Raw genomic sequence first — 21,617 nt, 5'->3', positions numbered from 1 at the left:
GCCCAGCTTCGGCTGGGCCGTACTCTTGCAGGTCAGACAGGGTGTCCCGGTCTTCCGGAGCCACCGGATCCCGCTGCTCCGCCAGGCCCGGGAGTCCGGTCGGCACCGGCCGAAACCGGGCCCCTACGGGTGTCCGTCCCACATACGTCCCACAGAAACCGGAGCCCGGGAGCAGCCCCGCCCCCGCTCCGAGCACACAGCGAAGCGGCCCCGGGCCCCCCTCCAGGGACTCCGAGGCCGCTCCTCACGCCACCACCTTCGGCAGCGCCTGTTCGTCCTCGACCTGCCTCAGGCAGAGGTCCCGCCGGCCGACGATGCAGCGTGCGTAGACGGCCTGCAGGACCGGCACGCTGTTACCGGTCCACTCGGCTGCCTGCTCGTGCGGCACACCCTTGTTCATCAGGTCGTCAGACAGGTGTGGCGCAGGTCATACACCCGCTTGCCGGTCGGCGACTTGAACTCGCGTTCGGGCAGGACCTCCTTGCGCGCCTTCGCCCAGACGCGCCGGAACACCGAGCCCGCCAGCGTGCCGCCCTTCTCGCCCGGGAAGAGGAGGCCGGCCGGCTTGAGGTCGTACTCCTTGACGACCTCGCGGATGAGCACGACGAGCAACGGGCGGATCGGGACGAGACGGGTGTCGTCCTCCGCGCGCCCCTTGAGACCCCGCTCCTCGTGGACCTCACCGGTGTCGGTCCACTGGCTGCCGACTTCCGGCCGGGCCTCGTGGACGAGGAACTCACCCCACCCGGTCTCCGGCAGAGTGGCGTCGCTCACGCGGAGGGCGACGGCTTCCTCCGGGCGGAGCCCGGCGTAGTAGAGGGTGGCGAAGAAGGCCCGGTAGAGATGCCCGCGCCGCGGACGTCCGCCTGTCCAGTCGAGCATCTGCGCGACCAGGTCGCGGTTGAGCAGGCATCGCTTGTCGATGGCCTGTGCCACCTTCGGCGCCGTGTGCTCCCCCTTGCCCTTCGGGAGAGGGCTGGCCTTCAGGTAGTTGTGCCTGATGGCGTAGCCCGTGACCAGATTCATGATCCGGTCGTTGCGTGTGACCGAGCCGGCGGCTGCCGCGGTGCCGTCCAGAAGGGTGCCAAGGGCCGTGACGACCTTGTCGGCCGTCCCGGTCTTCTCCCACGCGCTCATCGGCAGGGCGTTGCGCTGGGCCCAGCCGAGGATCGTCCGCACCTCGGCCGGCACCGGCTTGTCCGGGTCGGTGCGCCGGTTGACGTTGAAGGCGTACTCCCGCGGGGCCCTGCGGACCTCCACCGGCTCGAAGTGCGCCGGCACAGGTGTGCGCAGCATGGCCATGGTCACGGAGGTGAGCGTCTTGGCCATGTTCTTCCGGGTGTTGCCGGACGCACGGGGCCACTTCCAGTCGACGTACTCGACAGCGAAGTCGTACCAGTTCACCTCGGCCGCCTTGGACATCCGGGAGAGTGGCCGCCCCGTCTCGATGTCGAACGGCTCACGCTTCCGGTGCGCGGCCATCAGCCTGGCGCGCTCGTCGTCGGCCACCGCCTTCTTCTTGTAGGTCTTGCTGTGCTCCGCGGTCACCGCGGAGGGCGCGCCGCTCGACGTCACCGGCCACGTCATCGGCCCCGTGGTGGAGGTGTGGCCCTTACGCCCAGCGCCCTCGAGGTCCGCCGTGACAGGTCCGCGCGGCGGCTCCCCGCGCACTCTCGTCAGCCGTGACATCCGTGAGGTCTGGGAGGGCTCCTTCACCGAGCTGGCCCCGGAGCCCGGGCCGCCGCGCGAGTCCCACCGCACCACAGACTTCTCTCCGACGTCCTCGCCGTCGGGACGCCTACCCGCTGGTCCTCACGGGCGGCTACGCCGTCCAGGTCCATGGCCTGACCGACCGGGCGCTGGAAACCGATCCGCTTTCCGCACGGCTGATCGTCACCGACCCCTCCGACGGCGAGGAGCGCGAGACCGGCATCCTCGAGGAAACGCTCTGGCGCCCTCCCGTGCGCACCGAGCACGCCTCGTGCTCTCCCTTGAGGACGTCATCGGTACCAGGGTCCGCGCGTCGGCCGACCGAGGTCTGGCCCGGGATCTGATCGACGTCCGGGCCGCAACAGACTGCTGAGTCACGCCGACCTCAAGGAGTTCGGCCGCCGCCACGCCCGCGACACCTTCGGTCTCACCGGCCTCCAGGCCCGTCCGGCCGGCGCGGACTGGATCGACGACGCCGGGTCCGCCGCGTACGGACTCGGCAGCGCACCCGTACGGGGCTGCCGACGCCGGCGGCGCACCGCTCGGTCGGCACCCCGCGCGGAGCAGTGGGCGAAGTGGCGGGATCGTCGGCGGACGCCGTGCCGGCCGTTCCCAGAGCGCTTCCGGCGACCACGGCAACGACCGAGACAGCAGGATCGCCCTGGCGTTCATGCGCGGTTGCTCCTTCTCTTGGTTTCACCGGAGATGCTGCTTTCCGCCTCCCTGAAGAGGCGTTACCAGCAATCACCCGAAGCGGTGCCATCCCGTCGCCGCTCCCGTCACTCCGCAAGGAAGTCGCCGGCTCTCGGGTACGACAGGGCCTCCCCGGCCCCCGGCGTGACGCACATCACCGAGACGGCCCGCGGCGGGCGGACAGGACGGAGCGTGGATCTTTCTCTACGCGCCCGTATACGGGCCGGTGACGCGCAGGCGTTCGCGCGGCTCTTCCGGGAACACGCGCAAGCCGTGCACGGTCACGCGGCACGGTGGCTCGGTGATCCGGACATGGCCGAGGACGTGGTGTCGCTGACCTTCCTGGAGGCCTGGCGCCTGCGGGAGAGGCTGCTGGACGACGACGTCGCCGCGCGGGCCGGCTACGAGGCCGACGCCGGTGACGGCCTGCGGGCCTGGTTGTTCGGCATCTCCACCAACGTGCTGCGCAACACCCGCCGCGCCGCGCGGCGGCACAGGGCCGCACTCGGCCGGCTTCCGGAGCGTCGCGCGGACGCCGAGACGGTGCCCGACTTCACCGACGCACTGGTGGGCCGCATGGAGGACGCCGAACGCCTCGCGGCCGCCCGGGCGGCCCTGGGGAGGCTCCGGCCGCGCGAGCGGGAGGTGTTCGCTCTGTGCGTCTGGTCGGGCCTGAGCTACGCCGACGCCGCCGCGGCCCTGGAGGTGCCGGTCAGCACGGTGCGGTCCCGGCTCTCCCGTGCCCGGCAGCGGTTGCGGCGGCTGGCCGAGAGCGAACTCGCGGACCGTTCCGGCCGGACAGGCGGGGAGCCGGACAGCCGGCGGCCGAAGATGGAACGAGACGCCTCCCCGTCCGCGGACAGGAACCGGGTGACCGCGCCGTGGCGGCCCGGTCGACACAGGAGAGACACCGATGAATCCCGCCGAACGTGAAGAGCTGGCCGGCCTGCTGCCGAGCCCGGGTGACCCGGTCCTGCCGAGCGACCGTCTGAACCAGTTGGAGGCCCATATCATGCGAGAGATCACCGCCGGAGCGCCCGTTGCGAGCGCTCGGCCGGCCGGCGAAGGCCGGTCCCCGTTCCGGCGTTTCGCCGCGATCGCCGTCCCCGTCGGCGTCGCCGCCGCGGTCGGCGCGACGCTGCTCACCGTCGGCAGCGGCGGAACCGGCGGGCCGTCCACCGACCCGGAAGCGGTCCGCCTGCTGAACCGCATCGCCAAGGTCGCCGCCGCCCAGGACGCCCCGCAGGTCCGGGACGACCAGTACGTCTACACCCTGGTCCAGGGCACCGAGCAGATCACGGACAAGGGCCAGGACACCTTCCGGCGCTCGGACTGGCACGCCGTCGACGGCAAGCGGGACGGACTGGCCCGTATCACCGTGCTGTCCGGCCCCTCCGGCAAGGGCACCACGGACATGAAACTGAATGCCGACCCCAACGCGACCACCTACCGAGAGCTGGAAGCCCTGCCCACCGACACCGAGGCGCTGCACGACCACGTCTGGTCCGCCACGGAGGGTCAGGGCCCCACGCACGAGGAGGCCGCACTGGAGATGATCGGCTCCATGCTCGAGAGCGCCGCGCTGCTGCCCGAGGTGGAAGCGGCCCTCTACCGCGCCGCCGCCCGGATCCCGGGCGTGACGGTCGTGGACCACGCCGAGGACGCCGCCGGCCGGGCAGGTGTCGGACTCGCCTTCGGTGACGGCGAGGAGCGCGACGTCTGGGTCTTCGGAGAGAAGGATCTGAACTACCTCGGCTCCGAGGAGGTCGCGCTCCTCGACGTCGACGTCGTCGATGAGGCCGGGCAGATCCCGGCCGGCTGACCTCCGCCGACCGCGGCGCCAGCCGCCCGGACCTCTCATATCACCGACGGCCGACGGAGCCTGCCCTCGCACACCCGCGGAGGCGGGCTCCGTCCTGTTCGCCTCTCCCACCGGCCCCGGCGCCGCTCACCAGGGCGGCACACCGCCCCATGCCCAGCCCCGCAACGCGGATCACACGAAGCGAGCGCCGGGCGGACAGCCCACGGCGACGGAGGGACGCGGGCGGCAAGCGTACGGCCTCCGCCCGGCCCAGAACCAGGCGGCGTCCTCCTGCAGCGGGTTCACCGCCCAGGTACGGCGCTCCCAGCCCTTTCGAGGCGACCGATGACAGGATCTCCGCCGTGGAGCGTAGCTGGCGGTCCGTCACCCACCGTGCCTGCCACCCGGGCGGAAACCACCGGCTGGTGGACGGCCGGCCCCGGGCGAGCACCGAGCGGCCCACGGCAGATCCCGGCCGGGCGAAGAAGGGGCGGCGTGCTGTCGGCCCGTCCGGCTGTCGGTCAGTCCAGCGTCGCCCTGGCCAGCAAGGGTGAGCTGTACCGACATCCGCGGAGGCCCCTGACGCGGTCCCGGCCACAGCCGGGACGACCGGGGTGGTGCCTCTCACGCATGGATGTGTCCGGATGGCAACGTCGGCGCCGAGGACGCGGCCTCTGAGGCGGCTCTGTCCGGCCCCGGCCGCCGCGGACCTCGGTGGTCCGCCGCCGGGACCGCCCCACTTCCCCGGGGAAAGCGGGTTGCTCTGCGGTGCGTGAGCCCTTTCAGTCTGGGCCCCGTGTGGGTGACGGGCGGGCCGGCCGCAACGCACAGAGCTCCCGCGCCGTTGAGTGAGGTGTTCGACGTCTCAACTCGACAGTCCGGGAGCCCTGTTGGTTCCCTATCCTGCCGCACTCGACCTCCCGCGTGCGCTGGTTGAGTGGGTCACGATGCTGATCATCTCCCGGGAGGGTGACCGCCGCTGCGAGCCGAGCCCTTCCGGACGGGCGCTGATCGCTCTGGCCTGCCTGCGCCGGCACGACACCCTCGCGCAGTTGGCGGCCGGGTCCCAGGTGTCCGTCGGCACCGCCCACGCCTGCGTCACCACCGTCGTCCAGCACCTGGCGGACAAGGCGCCGGGACCGCTCAAGGTGCTGCGGGAGGCGGACCCCGACTACGCCCTGGTGGACGGCACCCTCGCCGAGTGCGACCGGGTCGGCGACGGACGGGCCGACTACTCCTCCAAGCACAAGCGGCACGGTGTGAACGTGCAGGTCGTCACGGACCCGGCCGGGGAGATCCTGTGGCTGTCGCCCGCGCTGCCGGGCCGGAGCCACGACCTGACAGCCGCCCGCGCCCACAAGATCATCCGGATCCGCGAACGCCAGGGCGTTCCGGTCCTCGCCTACATGGCCTACACCGGTGCCGGTGACTGGGTCACCACCGCCAAACGCCGCCCGTCGAACGGCGACCTCACACCCACCGGGCGGACGGCCAGCCGGGCTCTGTCCACCGCCCGGGCACCCGTCGAACGCGGAGTCGCCCGCCTGAAATCCTGGCGAATCCTCCGACACGCCCGCTGCAGCCCCACCCGCCTCACCGCAATCGCAGCCGCCGTCCTCACCCTGGAGAGGCAACGCCGAAAAGGCTCAGTGGTCAACGGCAGCGCAATTAACGTCTTCAAAAGACCCCGGGGGCCACCCTCTGAAATCGGGAAGCCGGGATTTTCCAGTAGCCGGCGAAGCGGACACGCTCGCGATGAGAAATGAATGGAAAGTGCGGATGTCCAGGATCTCCTGGGCGGCACTTTCCGGCGTCCGCCTCGGATGTGTTCAGAGGTTCCTCACGGGGACCGCACAAATCGCAGTGACGCAGGACATGCTCGTACAGCACCCATACCCCGCTCCCCCGTCTAACAGTCGGCCGCCTGGACGCAAAGATCACAAATGGTCGGCTCAACGATCTCAGCAGACTGATCAGCTCGAAAATCCCAGCCGACTGAATCACCGTCCGAGCGTCGGCACACGCCCCAGCGGCAAGATTGGCGAAAACTCCTCCGCCGGTGGCGCGTTCAGGCCGATCCGTCCCCGCGCTCCCGATCCGGTCACGAGGCCCTGGGAGCTCCCGCGGAAGCCCGACGCCGTCACCGCCGCGTCCGCTCCGCCGGCTCCCTCCCGCGCCCCGTTCCCCAACTCGCCTCCCCCGCCGTGCCTTCGCCCGCTCCGCATGTTGTGATGGGCCTGACACGTCCGACGCGGCACGACCGCGATTGATGACGGCGAAGGGCAGACGTGGCACGGACAGAGAACATAAGGAGAGTCGCGCAGACGGTCGCCGGGGGAGCCTCCCCGCGCGAGGTCGCCGAGGAGGAGCTGCGCCGCCGGGTGCGCGGCGGAGGCGGCGGCCAGGAGTCCTCCGGCGGAGCGGACCGCCCGCGGGGGGAGCGGGCGGAGCCGCAGCAGGACGGCATGGACCCGTCCGACTTCCCGGCGGCCCGGGAGCAGGGCGGCTCCATCGCCACCGTCATGACGCAGGAGAGCGTCCCGCTGGCGGAGGCCGGCGAGACGCTCAACCGCAGCGAGCAGCGGCGCGAGGGCGGGGAGCCGGTGCACGCCATCTGTCCGATGGTGCTGCCGCGCGGACGCTCCCTGCTGAGCATGCTGCCGGTGCTGCTGCTGCTCGTGGTGGGCGCGGTGGGCACCTCGGTCGCCGTGGCCGCCGGGGGCGGTGTGCTGACCAACCCCTTCTTCGGCGCCCACTACTGGGTGCTGGCGCTGCTGGCGGTGGCCTTCGTCTGGTGGCGGCAGGGCATGGTGATGGTGCCGGAGGGCTGCCAGGCGCTGATCACCCGGTTCGGGAAGCTGGAGCAGGTGGTCGGCCCCGGCCGGGTGATCCTGCTGAACCCGTGGAAGCGGGTGTCGTACATCCTGAACACCACCCGCGAGTACCCGTTCAACGCGCCGGTGCGCGAGGCGCCCACCCGCAGCGGAGTGAAGGCGTCCATCGACCTGTTCATCCAGTTCCGGATCAACGACCCGGTGGAGTTCGTCTACACCCTCGGCGCGGTCCGCGGCTTCGAGGAGAAGCTGAGCAACGCCGTCAGCGAGACGATCCGCAGCCTGATCTACGAGCAGGAGGCGGCCGGGATCTACGACATGGTGGGTGAGGACACCGGGCGGCTGCTGGAGCAGCTCAACCAGCAGTTCCAGCCGGCGGTGGAGCTGACCAACGCCAACATCACGCACGCCGAGCCCTCCGACCGCAACTACCGCATGGACCTGGCGGCGCCGGAGATGGTGCGGGTCGCCAAGGAGGCGTACACCCACGAGTACGCCCTCCAGCTCCGCAAGGAGCAGGACGAGGGCGACCTCACCAGGGAGCTGGCCTCCCTGCGGGAGACGCTCTCCGGGATCCAGGCGGAGATCGCCCAGTACCAGGCGCAGATGGACACCGCCGTGGAGCGGGAGACCAACCGGGCCCGGGCGCTCGCCCGGCAGCGCTACGTGCAGGCCGAGTCGGAGGCGAAGGCCAACGCGGCGCTGCTGGAGGCGCAGTCCCTGGACATCCGCGCGGTGACCGCCGCCGAGGCACCGGAGATCCTGGAGTACCGCTACCAGCAGCAGATCCTGGACACCCTGGAGCAGGTGGCCGACCACCTGCCGCAGCTGGTGCGGGTCGGGGGCGGGGAGCCCGGCGGCGCGGCGGGGGTCGACTTCCTGCGGCTGGCCCGGGAGATGGTCGGCGAGCGGGGCGCGGAGCTGTTCACCGAGGTCGACATGGAGGCCGTGCGGGCCCGGCTGGGAGAGGTGTCCGACCGCATCGCCGGACGCCAGGAGGAGATCCGGGCCCTGCTGGCGGAGGCCGAGGAGCGGCCGACCGTGCCGTCGGAGGCGCCCGGGGCGACCGGAGCGCCCGTGCCGTCCGACGCGGCCGGAAGCAGTGAGACCACTGAAGCCACCGGAACCACCGGAACGTCCGAGGAGGCCGCGGAGTGAGCACCGTACCCATGAGCCGCAGGTCGGTCATCTCCGAGGCGGTGGCCCCCTGGACCGAGGTCGCCCGGCTGCTGCGCGGCGGCGAGGCGGGCACCCTGGTGCCGGTCATCATCCCCCGTCACCGGCGCCGGCTGTGGTGGCTGCTGCCGCTTTGGTTCGGGGTGTTCTCCCTGCTGACCGGGGTGATGCTGTCCGCGGGGGACGCCGAGGGCCTGTCCGGTGACGTGAGCGACGCCCTGGCCGGGCTCGCGTACACCCTCGGCGTGGTGTCCCTGCTGGCCGGCGGGTTGTGGTGGTGGCGTTCCTCGATCGTGGAGATCGAGCAGGGCACCAACGGGGTCCTGACCCGCTACGGCGCGGTCGTCCGCACCCTGGACCCGGGCCGCCACTACCTGTGGCACCCGTGGTCGCGGGTGGACTTCGTGGTGGACACCGCCACCGAGATCCCCTACTCCGCCCCGGTGATGGCCTGCCCTACGCAGGAGAACGTGCCGCTGCGGTCGATCGAGTTCTTCCTGAAGTTCCGCATCATCGACGCGGTGATGTTCGTGCGCACCATCGGCGCGGGCAACTTCGACCTGGTGCTGTCCAGCGCGGTGCAGGACGCCATCCGGCAGCGGGCCCGCAGGGTGCGCACCGAGCGGGCCTACGACCTGCGCGGCTCGGACGTGGCCGACATGCAGGAGCTGCTCAACCGCCAGCTGTCCCGCTACGGGGTGCGCATCACCGGCTCCAACATCCCGGAGGTGCAGCTGCCCGCCCAGTACCAGCAGCACCTGGCCACCCGGGAGCGGGTCGCCAAGGAGCGCGCCGCGTACGACCAGGAGTGGGGCCTGACCCGCAAGCGCCGCATCGACAGTCTCCAGATGGACATCGAGCGGGCGAAGAAGGTGCGCGACGCGCGCATCGTCGAGGTGAAGGCCGCCCTGAACAAGGCCCGTGAGGAGGTCGCCCAGCTGCTGGAGGAGCAGGAGACCAACGCGCAGCGGGTGCGGTTCGAGATCGAGACCCGCGGGCGCAGCGGGCTGATCGCCGCGGAGAACGAGGCCCGCGCCCAGCGCCGGCTGGCCCAGGCGTACCGCGACAACCGGGCGGTGCTCCAGTACGAGCTGGCCCGCCGGCGGCTGGAGGTCGGGGCGGCCCTGGCGGGCAGCGCGCCGCGGCCGGTGGTGGTCCGCACCGACGGGGCGGAGGGCGGCGACACCTCGGCGCTGTCCACCCTGCTGACCGCCCAGCTGCTGCCGCGGCTCGCCGCCCTCCCGGCGGCTCCGGAGGTGCGGGGGGCGCACCCCGCGCCGCGGACCGCGGACCGGGAGGACGGCGAGCGGTGACACCGCGGCGGCCGCCGCTCCGCGCCCGGCCCGTGCGTTCTCGGCGCGGGCCGGGCGCGGCCGGTCTCACACGTCCGCCGCCTTCGCCGGGCGGTCCTGCCCGGCGGCCGGCGCGTCCGGCCCCTCCGGCTCCGCCCGGACCCGGTCCCGGCCGTCCTCCGCGTCGGCGGACCGGCCGCGCCGGACCAGCCACAGGCCGACCGCCACACCCGCCGCGGCGAGCAGGGCGGCGCCCAGGAAGGTGAGCCGGTACCCCTCGTTCAGCGCCGTGACATCCCCGCCGCCGGCCGGACCGGTACGGGCCTCGGCCAGCGCGGCCAGGACGGCGACACCCAGCCCGGCGCCGATGCGCTGCGCGGTGTTGACGACGGCGGAGACGACACCGGTCTCGCTCTCCGCCACCGCCTTCACCGCCGGCAGTGTCGCGCCGACGAACACGGCGGGCAGCCCCACGGCGAAGATCAGCGCGCCGGGCAGGTAGTCCGTCATGAAGTCGAGGCCGACCGGCAGCCGGCTCAGCATCAGCAGCCCGGCGGCCAGGAACGCCATGCCCAACGTGAGCACCATCCGCGGTCCCCAGGCGGCCAGCACCGGCGGGACGACGGTCCGGGACACCACCAGGTTGACGGCCGCGACCGGCAGCACGGCCAGTCCGCTCTCCAGCGGCGTGTAGTCCTGCACCTCCTGGAAGTACAGGGCCAGGAAGACGAAGGCCGGCACGTGGGCCGCGCCGACGAGCACACTGGCCACGGTGCAGCCGGTGATGTCGGGGTTCCGGAAGAAGCGGAAGGGCAGCAGGGGGTCGGCGGAGCGCAGCTCCACCCTGACGAACACGGCGCCGAACGCCAGCCCCACCACTGCCAGCAGGCCGGTGAACGGGTCGAGTTCGCCCTCGGCCGCGACGGTGACCGCATAGACCAGCAGCAGCAGCGCCGCCGTGCCGGAGACGATGCCGGGCAGATCGAGCCGCTCGCGCACCCGCACCCCGGCGGACCCGGCGTCCGGCGGCAGCAGCCGGCCGCTCAGCAGCAGCCCGACAAGTCCGATCGGCACGTTGATCAGGAAGATCCAGGGCCAGCTGAACAGCTCGACAATGAGGCCGCCGAGCACCACGCCGCCGGCCGCCCCCACCGCCCCCATGGCACTCCACCAGCCGAACGCCCGCCGGTACGCGGCGGGTTCGGTGAACATCACGGTCAGCAGGGACAGCTCGGCGGGGACCAGGATCGCCGCGCCCACTCCCTGGAGCGCCCGTGCCGTGACCAGCACCCACGGTTCGGTGGCGATTCCGGCGAACAGCGAGCCCAGCGTGAAGACCACCAGGCCGATCCGGAACATCCGGCGCCGGCCCAGCACGTCGGTCGCCCGGCCGGCTCCCAGCTGGAAGCCGCCGAAGGTCACCTGGTAGGCCGTACCGACCCAGGCCAGCCCCACGACCGTCAGCCCCAGTGCTGCCCCCATGGCGGGCAGCGCCACGTTGACGATCGACACATCGAGGAACACCACGAGTTCCACCGAGGTGAGCAGCAGCAGAGCCGCCCGCTTCCCTCGCAGTACACCGGCCATGCCTTCCCTCCCCTACTCTCATCATGACCATGCCCAAGAACTAGAGTATCGCTCTAGAATCTAACTACAGTTATGGCTGATTCAACCATCCTCCCTGCTCAGGGCGGTGCGAAAGATTTAACTTGACTAGAGTTGCACACTAGATTAGAGATATAAGCACTTCACGTCACGGAAGACACGGCACGGCGGACGCGACAGGCGCAGCACCGCGCCACTCGCACCACCGCACGCCCTGAACGGCGTCGAGAGTGCAACGGGGGAGTCTTATGAAGTGGGGAGAGGGCACGGAGCACGAACCGGACACCTCCGGGGAGTGCGCACGCAGACTCGCGGAGCTGTCCGCGCTGTGGGAGAGACCGCGCCACCACGTCGTCCTGGCCATCGCCCTGGTGGTCCTGGCGCGGCAGGCGGGCGACGGCATCGCGCGTGTCGGTACCGGTCCCGGCGGGACCCGCCGGGACCGGATGGCGTTCGCCGCCGAACTCCCGCTGCGGGAGGCTGTCCGGACCGTCGGGGACCTCGTGGGTGACGCCACCGCGGTCCTCGTCACCACACCGGGCTGCGGATCGGCGCTGCCCGAGGAGGTCCGGCTGGAGATCGCCGACCGGGCGGACGGAACGTTCGCGATCCGCGGCGACTGCACCGAGCGCCAGACGGCGCGACTGATCACGGCCTTACGCCACGGCTACGAGCCCTCGGCTCTCGTCTCCGAGGTCCCCCTGCACGCTCCGGCCGACGAGACGGACCTGGCGGTGTGGGAGCGGAACCTCGCCCCCGTCCCGGCCTCCACCCTCGACGGCCTGTTCTCCCGGGTGGCCCGGACGGCACCCGGCCGGGACGCCGTGGTCGCCGACGGTGAGCGGCTCACCTACGCGGAGGCGCATGCCCGGGCCGGCCTGCTGGCCTCCCTCCTGCTCGGCCACGACCTCCAGCTCGGCGAGCCCGTGGTGGTCCTGTCCGACCACCCCCTGCGGGCGGTCGTCGGACAGCTGGCCGTGCTGATGGCGGGCGGGGTGTGCGTACCCGTCGGACGGCTGCCTGCCGACCGGGTACGGCGGACCGCCGGCGCCTGCCAGGCGCGTCACGCGGTGGTCGACCGCCCGTCCGCCCCGCTGTGGGGCGCCCACTGCAGGACCGTCACCCTCGAGGAGGCGGAACGCCGGGCCAGGGCGGTCCGGCCCGACCCCTCGCTGCCGCGCTCCGGCTTCACCGACCTGGCCTACCTGCTGGGCGGACCGCCCGGCGGGGACCCGTGCCGGGCCCGGCTCTCCGCCCATGAGGCGTGGGTCTCCGCGGCGACCTCCCGGATCCACCGCGTCGGCCGGCCCGCCCGCGAGGTGGTGGTCCATGCCGCACCCTGGGAGCAGACCTACGTGTCCGCGATGTGGTGGGCCTTCCTCAGCGGCGGCACGCTCCGCCCGCACGACCCGGCCGACCGGGGCTTCCGCCGCCTAGCCCGCGGCACGGAGACCGACCTCCTGCTGTCCCCCGGACGCTACCGGCGGATGCTGGACGCGTCGGACACGGTCCCCGGCCCCGGGCCACGCAGCGTCGTGCTGACCGGTGGCCCCTGTCCACCGGAGCTGGCGAAGCTGCACTTCACCCGTGTCCCGGCCGCCCGGCTCCTCACCGAGTTCGGCGCCGACGGCGGGCCACTGCCCTGGACGGTCCGCGAGATCGGCCCGGACGACTGCGGGCACGGCCTCCCACCGCAGGTGGGCCGCCCCTCGCCCAACGTCCGGGTACGGGTCCTGGACGCGGCGGGGCACGCGCTGCCCTACGGCCTCCCCGGTGAACTGTGCGCCGAGGGCAGCGCGCTGCCCTGCGGCGGTGCGGCCCGGGACGGCGCGGCGTCCGGAAACGGTCCTCTGCTGCGCTCCGGCCGCCGGGGCATGCTGCGCGCGGACGGCTCGGTGGAACTGGCGGACCTCCCCGCCGACGCCCCGGTCCGCGGTACGTCCGGCGGCGCGGCCCCCGCGCCCGAACCCCCCGGCGCCGCGTTCCTGCCCGCCTGCGGCACCGGCGTCTGACCTCCTACCGGAGCGGAGGGCGGGCCCCGCCGAGGCGGCCCCGCCCCCACCCCTCCGCCCCTCCCCGCGCGCCACCTCCGTACCACCGGCTCATCCGCAACGCCCATATCGCCCGGGTTCGCACCGCCGTGCAGCGGCGGTCGGAGTCCCGGTGCGCCCGGCCGCGCCCTCCTGCTGTCCCTCGATCTTCCGGGGCCGGTCCCGGGCTGCCCGTACACCCGCCGACAGACGGCGCATCCTGGAGGAGAACACCTTGCGCACCACTGTCCCGATCAACTCGGAGACCGCGTCCGGCACACCCGTGCCGGAGGCGGAGTGCCCGGTCCGGGAGGACTCCGGTCCCCTGGCCGGCCACACCGTCCTGTACACCGGCCGAATACCCGCGGCCGACGTGGCCCTGCGCCACCTGTCCTGTCTGGGCGCCACCCCGCTCCGGCAGCCGGCGGAGGAGGCCGACGGCGGAACGCTGCGGCTGACACCTCCCGGCGCCGGGGAACCCTCTCTCACCTGCCGCCTCACCTGGTCCTGCCAGGGCGGACGGGAGGCCGCCGACGAGACCACCGTCCAGGCCGTCACCGGCATGATGGCCGTGCACGGCCGCCGCCGCGGCGTCCCCACCCGGCTGCCGGTCGACTACGCGTCCGCCTGCGCCGGGGTGCTGGCCGTCCACGGCGTGCTCGCCTCCCTCATCGCCCGCGAGCGGGGCGCCGACATCTCCCGGACCGGCACCTCGGTGACCCACGCGGCACTGCTGACCGTCTGCCAGTACCTGGCGGCGGCCACCGCCGACGAGGAGGAGTTCCTGCCCGCGGACTCGCCCGAGGCGGGGCCGCCGTTCCGCAGCCGGGACGGGGTGTGGTTCGAGGTGGAGGCCCTGGACCCGGTCCCCTGGCAGTCGTTCTGGACCGAGCTGGGCGTCCCCCGCGACGACATCCGGCGCGCCTGGCGGCCCTTCGTGCTGCGCTACCCCAAGGCCGTCTGCCCGCTGCCGCCGTCGCTGTCGGCCGCCGTCCGCAGCCGGGACTTCGCCGGCCTCGCCGCGCTCGCGGACCGGACGGGCATGAGCGTGTGCCGGGTGCGCACGCTCGACGAGCGGCGCGGCGACAGCGACGCCGTGCTCGGCGGGCGGGTGCTCCCGCCGTGGCGGTTCACCCCGTACGGGGACCCGGCGGCGGCCGTGCCCGCCGGGTCCGGTGCCGGGGCGTCCCCCACGCCGGACGCGCCGCTGCGGGGTCTGACCGTGGTGGAGGCCGGGCGCCGCATCCAGGCCCCGATGGCCACGCGCGTCACGAGCCTGCTGGGGGCCCGGGTGGTGCGGATCGAGCCGCTCGACGGCGACCCGCTGCGCGGCATGCCCCCGATGGCGGGCGACTGCTCGGCGCGCTTCACCGCCCTGAACAAGGGCAAGGAGGTGGTGCACGCCGACCTGAAGTCCCCCGCGGGCCGCGCCGCCGTGCTCGACCTGGCCCGGGAGGCAGACGCCTTCCTGCACAACTGGGCCCCGGGGAAGGCCGCGGTCTTCGGACTGGACTCGGACGACCTGCTGGCGGTCAACCCCCGCCTGGTGTACGCCCACTCCTCCGGCTGGGGCGACGCGCTCGGCGAACACCCGCCGCTGGGCACCGACTTCATGGCACAGGCCCACTCCGGCCTCGCCGACATGATGGCCGTCGACGGCTCCCCCCGGCCCTCCCTGATGACGATGATCGACGTGCTGGGCGGACTGGTCGCCGCCGAGGGCCTGCTCGCCGGGCTGCTGCGGCGTGAGCGCACCGGCCGGGGGCTGCGCGTGGACTCCTCGCTGCTCTCCGCCTCCACCGTCCTGCAGTACCAGGAGATCGAGCGCCCGCGGAACCGGTCCGCCCACGGCTGCGGCACGGCCGGCGCGCCCGTGCTCGACGGGCCGTGGGAGACCGCCCGGGGGTGGCTGGCCCTCTCCGCCCGTTCGCACACCTCCGTCGGGCGGCTGTGCCGACTGCTCGGTCTGGTCCCCTCGGCGTCCGAGTCCGTCCTGCGCAAGGAGGTGGCCGCCCGGCTCGCGGAACGGCCCGCCGACGAGTGGACCGGCGTACTGGCCGCCGCCGGAGTCTCCTCGGCGGTCGTCGCCACCGACCTGCGGCTGCTGGACCGGTCGCCCGCCGCCCGCCCCGCCCTCGCCCGTGACGAGTGCGTGCTCGTCACCGCCCCCTGGAGGTTCGACGCATGACCACCGTCTTCCACGACCTGATACCCGTCTCCCTGCGCAAGAGCTGGACCGCGGAGGGCCGCTACCCGGGGAAGCCGCTGTTCACCCTCTTCGAGGAGAACGCCGCGCGCCACCCGGACGCACCGGCCGTCCTGGACAGCACGGGCACCGTCACCTACGCCGAGCTGCGGCGCACCGCGCTCGGTCTGGCCCGGGCCTTCGCCGACGCCGGCGTGGAACCCGGGGACGTGGTGGCGGTGAACCTGGCCAACGGACACCTCGCCTGCGCCGTCGACCTCGCCGTGGCCGCCCTCGGGGCGATCTGCCTGCCCTACCCCGTCGGCCGCCGCCGTCAGGACACCCTCGCCATGCTCCGCCGTTCCGGGGCGACCACCGCGGTGGTCACCCGTCAGGTCGGCGCGACCGACTACGGCGGGCTGCTGCGCGAGCTGGCCCCCGAACTCCCCGGCCTGCGCGAGATCTTCGTACTGGGCGAGCCGCTGGAGGGCACGCGCTCCCTCGACGCCCTGCTCGCCGACCCGCCCGAGCCGCTGGAGCGGCCGGCCGAGCCCGATCCCGACTCGGCCGCGCGCATCCTGGTCTCCTCCGGCTCGGAGGCGGAGCCGAAGATGGTCGCCTACTCGCACAACGCGCTGGTCGGCGGCCGGGGCGAGTTCGTGCGGTCGCTGACGCGCGGGGACGGGCCGCCGCGCATCATGTTCCTGGTCCCCCTGGCCTCCTCCTTCGGCTCCACCGGGACCTCCGTCACCATCGCGGTACTCGGCGGAACCCTGGTGCTGATGCCCCGGTTCGACGCCGCCGAGGCCGTACGGCTGATCGGGGAACACCGGCCCACGCACCTCATGGGCGTGCCGACGATGTTCCAGGAGATGCTCGCCGATCCGCGGCTGGCCCCGGACGCCGCGGACCGGGTCGACACCTCCTCCCTCACCGCGCTGGTGTGCGGCGGCGCGGGTGTGGACCCGGAGACCGTGGCGGAGTGCGTGCGGGTCTTCGGCTGCGCCTTCGTCAACCTCTACGGCTCCGCCGACGGCGTCAACTGCCACACCCAGATCGAGGACGACCTGGTCACCGTGCAGACCACCGCGGGCCGCCCCAACCCCCGGGTGACGACCATCCGCATCGCCGGCGACGACGGCCGCGAGCTGCCGCGGGGCGAGGTGGGCGAGATCTGGTCGCGCGGTCCCATGAGTCCGCTGTGCTACGTCAACGCCCCCGAGCTGGACGCCCGTTACCGCACCGAGGACGGCTGGGTCCGCACCGGCGACCTCGGCCGGATCGACGACGGCGGGCGGCTGGTCATCGTCGGCCGCAAGAAGGAGATCATCATCCGGGCCGGTCTCAACATCAGCCCGGCCGAGGTCGAGTCGCTGGTGAACACCCACCCCGCGGTCCGGCACGCCGCCTGCCTGGGCGTCCCGGACCGGAAGCTGGGCGAGCGGGTCTGCGTGTGGGTGGTGCCGGTGCCGGGGCGGTCCGCACCGGACCTGGAGGAGCTGCGCCGCCATCTGTACGAGGAGCGCGGTCTGGAGCGGGCGAAACTGCCCGAGCTGCTGAAGGTCGTCGACGAACTGCCGGTCAATCCGGCCGGGAAGGTCGACCGGCAGGCCCTGCGCGCCTCGGTGGTCCTCTCGGACGGCCCGGAGAGCGGGGCCGCCCGATGAGCACTCCGGCGATGAGCGACAGGTCGCGCGGCACGGCGGCGGGTCCGGTGGACGGCGCACGCGCCTCCTTCTCGCCCCCGGACAGCGTGCGGGACCTGCGGGACCGGGTGCGGGACTTCGTACGCGGCGAGGTGATCCCCGCCGAGTCCGAGCTGGCCTCCGGCGGCGAGACGGCCCGCGAGACGCTGCGCACCCTGCGGGACAAGGCCCGGGCCAACGGCCTGTGGGCGCTGTCCCACCCGGCGGAGCTCGGCGGCCGGGGACTCTCCCTGAGCGAGTTCGTGCACCTCGGGGAGGTGGAGGGCGAGTCCGAGTACGGCCCGGCCGTCCTGGGCTCCGAGCATCTGCTGGACGCCCTGATGCTGCACCGGCACGCCGGGCCCGAGGTGCGCGAGCGCTACCTGTCCGGGCTCGTCGACGGCGAGGTGGTGCCGTGCTACGGCATGTCCGAGCCGGGGCGCTCCGGTTCGGACCCCTCCCTGCTGACGACCAGGGCCGAGCCGCACGAGGGCGGCTGGACGATCCGCGGCGCCAAGTGGTTCTGCCGGGCGGCCGGCGCGGACTTCATCACCGTCATGTGCCGGACCGAGCCGCTGGGCATCCCCAACCGGCAGGCGTTCACGATGTTCGTCGTCCCCACGGACACCCCCGGCTTCGAGATCGTCCGCGAACTGCCCGTGCTGGGCACCGACGACGCCCACCGCGAGGTCCGCCTCGACGGCGTCCGGGTGCCCGACGCGTACCGGATCGGCGTCCGCGGCGACGGCTTCCCCGTGGCGGGCGAACGGCTCGACCTGGGCCGCACCCTGCGCGCGGTCCAGTGGCTGGGGCAGGCCAGACGCGCCTTCGACCTGATGTGCCGCCGGCTGACCACGCGGACGGCGTTCGGGGAGCGGCTGGCGGCCAAGCAGCTGATGCAGCAGCACGTCTTCGACTCCTACACCGAGATCCAGGCCGCCCGGTCGCAGGTGCTGCGGGCCGCCGCCGCGGTGGACGCCAGCGACCGGCAGGCGTACCCGGAGGTCGCCACCGCCAAGGTGCTGGCGTCGCGGACGCTGTGCCGGGTGCTGGACCGGGCGGTGCAGGTGTACGGCGCGGAGGGGCTGATCGACGACACCCCGCTGAGCCGGATGTTCCGCCGGGCCCGGGCGACCCGCATCTACGACGGTCCGGACGAACTGCACGCCCACACGGTGGCCAAGCGGATCCTCAGGCGCTACGCGCCGGGGTCCGACACCCCGGTGGACGTGTTCTGACCCGCACCGGAGCGCGCCGACCGCAACCGGCGCCCTCCGGTGCGCCAGCCGGGCGCCGCCCGCCGCGACAGGGATCGCGGCGGGCGGCGCCGTCCGTCGTCCCCGGGATCGTCCGGAGCCTCGGGAACCGCCGGGCTCAGCCGCCCGCCGGGCGCAGCAGCGCGGCGAGGAGGAAGTGGTCGCCCCAGACCAGTTCGTGCGCCACGGCCGTGCCGGACTCCCGGTCGTAGCAGCCGTCCAGCAGCATCCCGGCGGGCGGTGCCGCGGCGCCTCCGGCACCCGCGGCCGGGCGCGTCAGATGGCGTTCGGCCAGGGTGCGCAGGAGGTCCGCCGCCGCCTCGCGGTAGCCGGCGCCCCGCGGCTCCCCCAGGACTTCGGCGAGCACCAGCAGCGCCTCGGCGGCGATGGCCGCCGCGGAGGTGTCCCGGAGGCCGTCCGGGTCGGCGAAGCTCCACGGCGGCACGCCGCCGGCCGTACGGTCCAGCCACCAGTCGGCGGTGCGGCACGCCGCCGCGCCGAAGTCCGGTCCCGGGTCCGGGACGGCGGCCGCCGTGGCGAGGGCGAGCATGCCCCACGCCTGCCCGCGCGACCACCGGCCGGCGGGCGGGTGCCCGGCCGCGCCCTCCCGCGGCACGGCGCTCGCCCGTACCGCGCCGTCGCCGTCCACGCAGTGCTCGGCGACGGCGGCGGCGTGCTGCCGGGCCAGCGCCGTCCAGTCGGCGCGCCCCGCGGTCCGGCCGGCCCAGCCGAGTAGGGCGGTCACGGCGGCGGCCGCATCCACGGTGAGCGTGACGGCGCCGCGCGGGCCGCGGCCCAGGGCGGTCCCGGCCGGGACGAACGCCCCCGGCCCGAGTTCCCGGCGGGAGTCCGCCAGCGCCGCCGCCCCTTCCAGTGCGATCGCCGCGGCGCCGTCGTCGCCGCACAGCCGGTGGCCCGCCGCGGCTCCGTACCAGAAGATCATGGCCCGGGCGTCGGTGTCGTCCGCCGCCCTGGGCCGCAGCCGGGCGGTGCACGCCGCCGCGCGCCCGCGGTCGGCGGGGTCGCCGGAACGGGCGGCGGCCAGCCACAGCAGTCCGGCCCAGAAGCCCCCGGCCCACGATCCCCGGCGGCTGGTCCGCCAGCGGCCGGTGGCCGGGTCGGCGTACAGCGGGAAGAGCTCCCCGAGCTCGCCGGCGGTGGCCGTGACGCGTCCGAGGAGCAGTTCCGCCGCTTCCCGGGCGCCGGGGAACGGCCGGGCCGGGGGCAGGTCGGTGTCGGCCGTCATCTCACCCGTCATCCTGTTCACCGTCTCGTGTTCCGTCGATCAGCAGGGTCTGGGCGGCCGAGCCGAAGGCTCCGGCGCTGTCCAGCAGGACCGCCTCGGCCGTGCCCAGTCCGCCGGTTCCGGCCCGGGTGCGGGCCCGCAGGGCGATCCACTCGCCCTCGGGCGGCCGTTCGAGGTGGACCGTCAGATCAAGGTTCGTCCAGTGGTAGCGGTGCGGCGGCAGCACGGCGCCGACACCGTGGGCGAGGTCGGCCAGCGCCACGGCTGCGAGACAGCCGTGGCGGGGCCCGCCCTCGACGACGGCGCGGCGCAGTCTGGCCCACCCGGTCCCGCCGTACGGGTTGGCCGGGTCGTCCACGAGGACGAGTTCGGCGGCGTCCCGGTTGAACGAGGGGCGTCCCGCCGTGTCGGGCAGCGCCCAGCCCTCCTCCCGGGACGGCGGCCGCGGCTCCCGCGGCAGGTGCCGGGGCAGGGCGGTCCGCGCCCGGCGGACCCCCACGACGCCGCCCCGGGCGACCGGGACGCCGCCGGCCCGGACACACACGTCCACCACGTCGAAGCTGCGCCCGGCCCGAACCCGCTCCGCGGTGACCTCCAGCGGCGCCGCCGGTACGGGGCCGAGGAAGTCGACGGTGAGGCGGGCCGGCGGCCGTTCCTCCCCCAGGACCTCCAGGGCCCGGGCGGCCACCAGCGCGGCGACGGCACCGCCGTGGAGATGCCCTGGCCCCCGGGGGCCGGTGGCGCTCGGGGACGGCAGGTGGCGGCCGCCCCCGGTCCGGAAGAGCGCGCCGGGGCTCCTCCCCTCCGCCCGCTTTCGGGCCGCCACCGGCCGCCCGGCTCTCTCTCCTTCGCTCCGCACGGTCCTCCCCGTCGTCTCTCCGGCCTCCGTCGTCATCGGCGCATCACCTGGCGCAGCCGCGCTCCGCACAGCACGGAGGCGAGGAAGGCGGCGCCCACCAGTCCCCAGCCGGTCTGGTAACCGCCCGGGCCGTCCGCCAGGAGTCCGAAGGCGAGCGGCCCGGCGACGAAGCCGCCGAAGAAGCCCATCGAGACCAGGGCCGAGGCGTGCCCGGTGGCGCCGAACGCCGGGCTGCGCACCACCGCGACCATCGAGACCGCGTTGGCCGCCACCGCCGTCCCGCCCAGGCCGACGGCGCCGAGCCACACCAGCGGGGTCAGCGCGGTGGCGGCCGGCAGCAGGAGCACCAGGCACACCGACACCCCCGCCAGGACGAGCAGCGGGACGGAGATGTCGGCGACGCGCCCGCTGTGGCGGGTCCACAGCACACGGGCCGCGATGCCCGCCACGCCGAGCGCCGCGATGAGCCCGCCGGAGGCCCGTTCGCCCATGCCGAGCTCCTCGTGGGCGTAGAGCGGGAGATAGGTGTTGAGGGCGGCCAGACCGGTGCCGACACCGAACGAGTAGCCGATGAGCCAGCGGGCGGGGGCGTTGGGCGCCGCGGGCAGCAGACCGCCCGCTCGCCGCTCGGCCGGCGGATGGTCGGGCGGCAGGCGCAGGGCCAGGGCCGCCGCGGCCAGCGCCACCGGAACGACCAGGGCGAGTGCCGTACGCCAGGAGAGCGCCGCCGCCAGCGAGGGGAGCAGCAGACCGGCGGCGAACGCGCCGATCTGCACCCCGGACTGCTTGACGCCCACGGCCGCGGCCCGCCGCGGGGGCGGCAGATGGACGGCGATCAGCCGGTTGGTCGCGGGGTTGGCGAACGCCTGGGCGATTCCGGCGAGCAGCAGCGCGAGCAGCAGCCAGCCGTACTCGCCGCCCAGCGAGAGGACGGTGAAGGCCGCCGCCACCGTCACCAGGAGCGCCGTCAGGGTGCGGCGGCCTCCCAGGATGTCGGTGAGGTGGCCGGTGTAGAGCGACAGCACGGAGGCGGTGCCGAAGGCCAGCGCCGTCAGCGTGCCGAGCTGGGAGCGCGAGATCTCCAGCTCGCCGAGGAGCCGCGGTCCCAGCGCGCCGAGCGCGAAGAGCACGAACATCGCCAGCCCCATGCCCGCCGTGAGCAGCGGCAGCAGTCCTCCGGGCGTGTCCGACGTCCGATCGTCCGCCCGTGGTGCGGACTGTGCGGTCATACGCGGTCCCCCCTCT

The 21,617-nt window shown here is 74.0% G+C and carries 14 protein-coding genes and 2 pseudogenes; 10 read left to right on the top strand and 6 right to left on the bottom strand.

Annotated elements, in window-relative coordinates; all coding sequences use genetic code 11:
* Window positions 1–244 precede the first annotated feature (244 nt).
* Entirely contained in the window at window positions 245–400 is a 156-nt protein-coding gene (locus tag V1L54_RS01225; RefSeq protein WP_330115902.1) for an integrase, read from the bottom strand.
* On the bottom strand, window positions 400–1,587 hold the full coding sequence (locus V1L54_RS01220) for a tyrosine-type recombinase/integrase (RefSeq protein ID WP_330115901.1): 1,188 nt from the start codon (window positions 1,585–1,587) through the stop codon (window positions 400–402). The genes V1L54_RS01225 and V1L54_RS01220 overlap by 1 nt, the downstream gene beginning before the upstream one ends.
* Before the next feature lie 111 nt (window positions 1,588–1,698).
* On the opposite strand from V1L54_RS01220, the pseudogene V1L54_RS01215 reads away from it, so the two are divergent.
* From V1L54_RS01215 to V1L54_RS01190, 6 genes and pseudogenes are all read left to right on the top strand, one after another.
* Window positions 1,699–2,235 (top strand): annotated as a pseudogene (locus V1L54_RS01215) (hypothetical protein); the annotation flags it as partial.
* 360 nt (window positions 2,236–2,595) lie between these two features.
* Window positions 2,596–3,336, top strand: coding sequence for an RNA polymerase sigma factor (locus V1L54_RS01210; protein ID WP_330115900.1), 741 nt, complete (start codon window positions 2,596–2,598; stop codon window positions 3,334–3,336).
* Window positions 3,317–4,225: a CU044_5270 family protein gene (locus V1L54_RS01205; protein ID WP_330115899.1), complete on the top strand. Its 909-nt coding sequence runs from the start codon at window positions 3,317–3,319 to the stop codon at window positions 4,223–4,225. The genes V1L54_RS01210 and V1L54_RS01205 overlap by 20 nt, the downstream gene beginning before the upstream one ends.
* A gap of 869 nt (window positions 4,226–5,094) precedes the next feature.
* Window positions 5,095–5,841, top strand: a pseudogene (locus V1L54_RS01200) (transposase family protein); the annotation flags it as partial.
* A gap of 651 nt (window positions 5,842–6,492) precedes the next feature.
* Window positions 6,493–8,196, top strand: coding sequence for an SPFH domain-containing protein (locus tag V1L54_RS01195; RefSeq protein WP_443076421.1), 1,704 nt, complete (start codon window positions 6,493–6,495; stop codon window positions 8,194–8,196).
* A gap of 11 nt (window positions 8,197–8,207) precedes the next feature.
* Window positions 8,208–9,527 (top strand): SPFH domain-containing protein, encoded by a 1,320-nt coding sequence (locus V1L54_RS01190; RefSeq protein ID WP_443076445.1) that lies wholly within the window; start codon window positions 8,208–8,210, stop codon window positions 9,525–9,527.
* 66 nt (window positions 9,528–9,593) lie between these two features.
* On the opposite strand, the gene V1L54_RS01185 is transcribed toward V1L54_RS01190, so the two are convergent.
* A complete protein-coding gene (locus V1L54_RS01185) occupies window positions 9,594–11,093 on the bottom strand; it encodes an MFS transporter (protein ID WP_330115897.1) in 1,500 nt (499 codons plus the stop codon).
* Between the two features lie 266 nt (window positions 11,094–11,359).
* On the opposite strand from V1L54_RS01185, the gene V1L54_RS01180 reads away from it, so the two are divergent.
* From V1L54_RS01180 to V1L54_RS01165, 4 genes are all read left to right on the top strand, one after another.
* The gene (locus tag V1L54_RS01180) at window positions 11,360–13,123 is read left to right on the top strand and encodes an AMP-binding protein (RefSeq protein WP_330115896.1); all 1,764 of its coding nucleotides are present in this window, start codon (window positions 11,360–11,362) and stop codon (window positions 13,121–13,123) included.
* Between the two features lie 253 nt (window positions 13,124–13,376).
* On the top strand, window positions 13,377–15,329 hold the full coding sequence (locus V1L54_RS01175; protein ID WP_330115895.1) for a CoA transferase: 1,953 nt from the start codon (window positions 13,377–13,379) through the stop codon (window positions 15,327–15,329).
* Complete coding sequence (locus V1L54_RS01170; RefSeq protein WP_330115894.1) at window positions 15,326–16,993, top strand: class I adenylate-forming enzyme family protein; 1,668 nt, start codon at window positions 15,326–15,328, stop codon at window positions 16,991–16,993. Before V1L54_RS01175 ends, V1L54_RS01170 begins: the two co-directional genes overlap by 4 nt.
* Before the next feature lie 11 nt (window positions 16,994–17,004).
* On the top strand, window positions 17,005–18,249 hold the full coding sequence (locus V1L54_RS01165; RefSeq protein WP_330115893.1) for an acyl-CoA dehydrogenase family protein: 1,245 nt from the start codon (window positions 17,005–17,007) through the stop codon (window positions 18,247–18,249).
* 136 nt (window positions 18,250–18,385) lie between these two features.
* On the opposite strand, the gene V1L54_RS01160 is transcribed toward V1L54_RS01165, so the two are convergent.
* The 3 genes from V1L54_RS01160 to V1L54_RS01150 form a co-directional block, all read right to left on the bottom strand.
* Window positions 18,386–19,525, bottom strand: a complete 1,140-nt coding sequence (locus V1L54_RS01160) for a sugar ABC transporter permease (protein ID WP_330115892.1) — start codon at window positions 19,523–19,525, stop codon at window positions 18,386–18,388.
* A complete protein-coding gene (locus V1L54_RS01155; protein ID WP_330115891.1) occupies window positions 19,515–20,339 on the bottom strand; it encodes a thioesterase family protein in 825 nt (274 codons plus the stop codon). The genes V1L54_RS01160 and V1L54_RS01155 overlap by 11 nt, the downstream gene beginning before the upstream one ends.
* A 65-nt stretch (window positions 20,340–20,404) precedes the next feature.
* A complete protein-coding gene (locus V1L54_RS01150; protein ID WP_330115890.1) occupies window positions 20,405–21,601 on the bottom strand; it encodes an MFS transporter in 1,197 nt (398 codons plus the stop codon).
* Between the last annotated feature and the right edge of the window lie 16 nt (window positions 21,602–21,617).

This window comes from Streptomyces rubellus, from assembly GCF_036323805.1.
Classification (GTDB): Bacteria; Actinomycetota; Actinomycetes; order Streptomycetales; family Streptomycetaceae; genus Streptomyces.
This window is presented reverse-complemented; position numbering and strand designations above follow the sequence as displayed.

Bases quoted from the DNA above. Each gene is read 5' to 3' on its own strand.
- V1L54_RS01205 (WP_330115899.1), top strand. From the start codon at position 3,317: ATGAATCCCGCCGAACGTGAAGAGCTGGCCGGCCTGCTGCCGAGCCCG.
- V1L54_RS01160 (WP_330115892.1), bottom strand. From the start codon at position 19,525: ATGACGGGTGAGATGACGGCCGACACCGACCTGCCCCCGGCCCGGCCG.
- V1L54_RS01185 (WP_330115897.1), bottom strand. From the start codon at position 11,093: ATGGCCGGTGTACTGCGAGGGAAGCGGGCGGCTCTGCTGCTGCTCACC.
- V1L54_RS01165 (WP_330115893.1), top strand. From the start codon at position 17,005: ATGAGCGACAGGTCGCGCGGCACGGCGGCGGGTCCGGTGGACGGCGCA.
- V1L54_RS01180 (WP_330115896.1), top strand. From the start codon at position 11,360: ATGAAGTGGGGAGAGGGCACGGAGCACGAACCGGACACCTCCGGGGAG.
- V1L54_RS01170 (WP_330115894.1), top strand. From the start codon at position 15,326: ATGACCACCGTCTTCCACGACCTGATACCCGTCTCCCTGCGCAAGAGC.
- V1L54_RS01190 (WP_443076445.1), top strand. From the start codon at position 8,208: ATGAGCCGCAGGTCGGTCATCTCCGAGGCGGTGGCCCCCTGGACCGAG.
- V1L54_RS01220 (WP_330115901.1), bottom strand. From the start codon at position 1,587: ATGACGTGGCCGGTGACGTCGAGCGGCGCGCCCTCCGCGGTGACCGCG.
- V1L54_RS01225 (WP_330115902.1), bottom strand. From the start codon at position 400: ATGAACAAGGGTGTGCCGCACGAGCAGGCAGCCGAGTGGACCGGTAAC.
- V1L54_RS01150 (WP_330115890.1), bottom strand. From the start codon at position 21,601: ATGACCGCACAGTCCGCACCACGGGCGGACGATCGGACGTCGGACACG.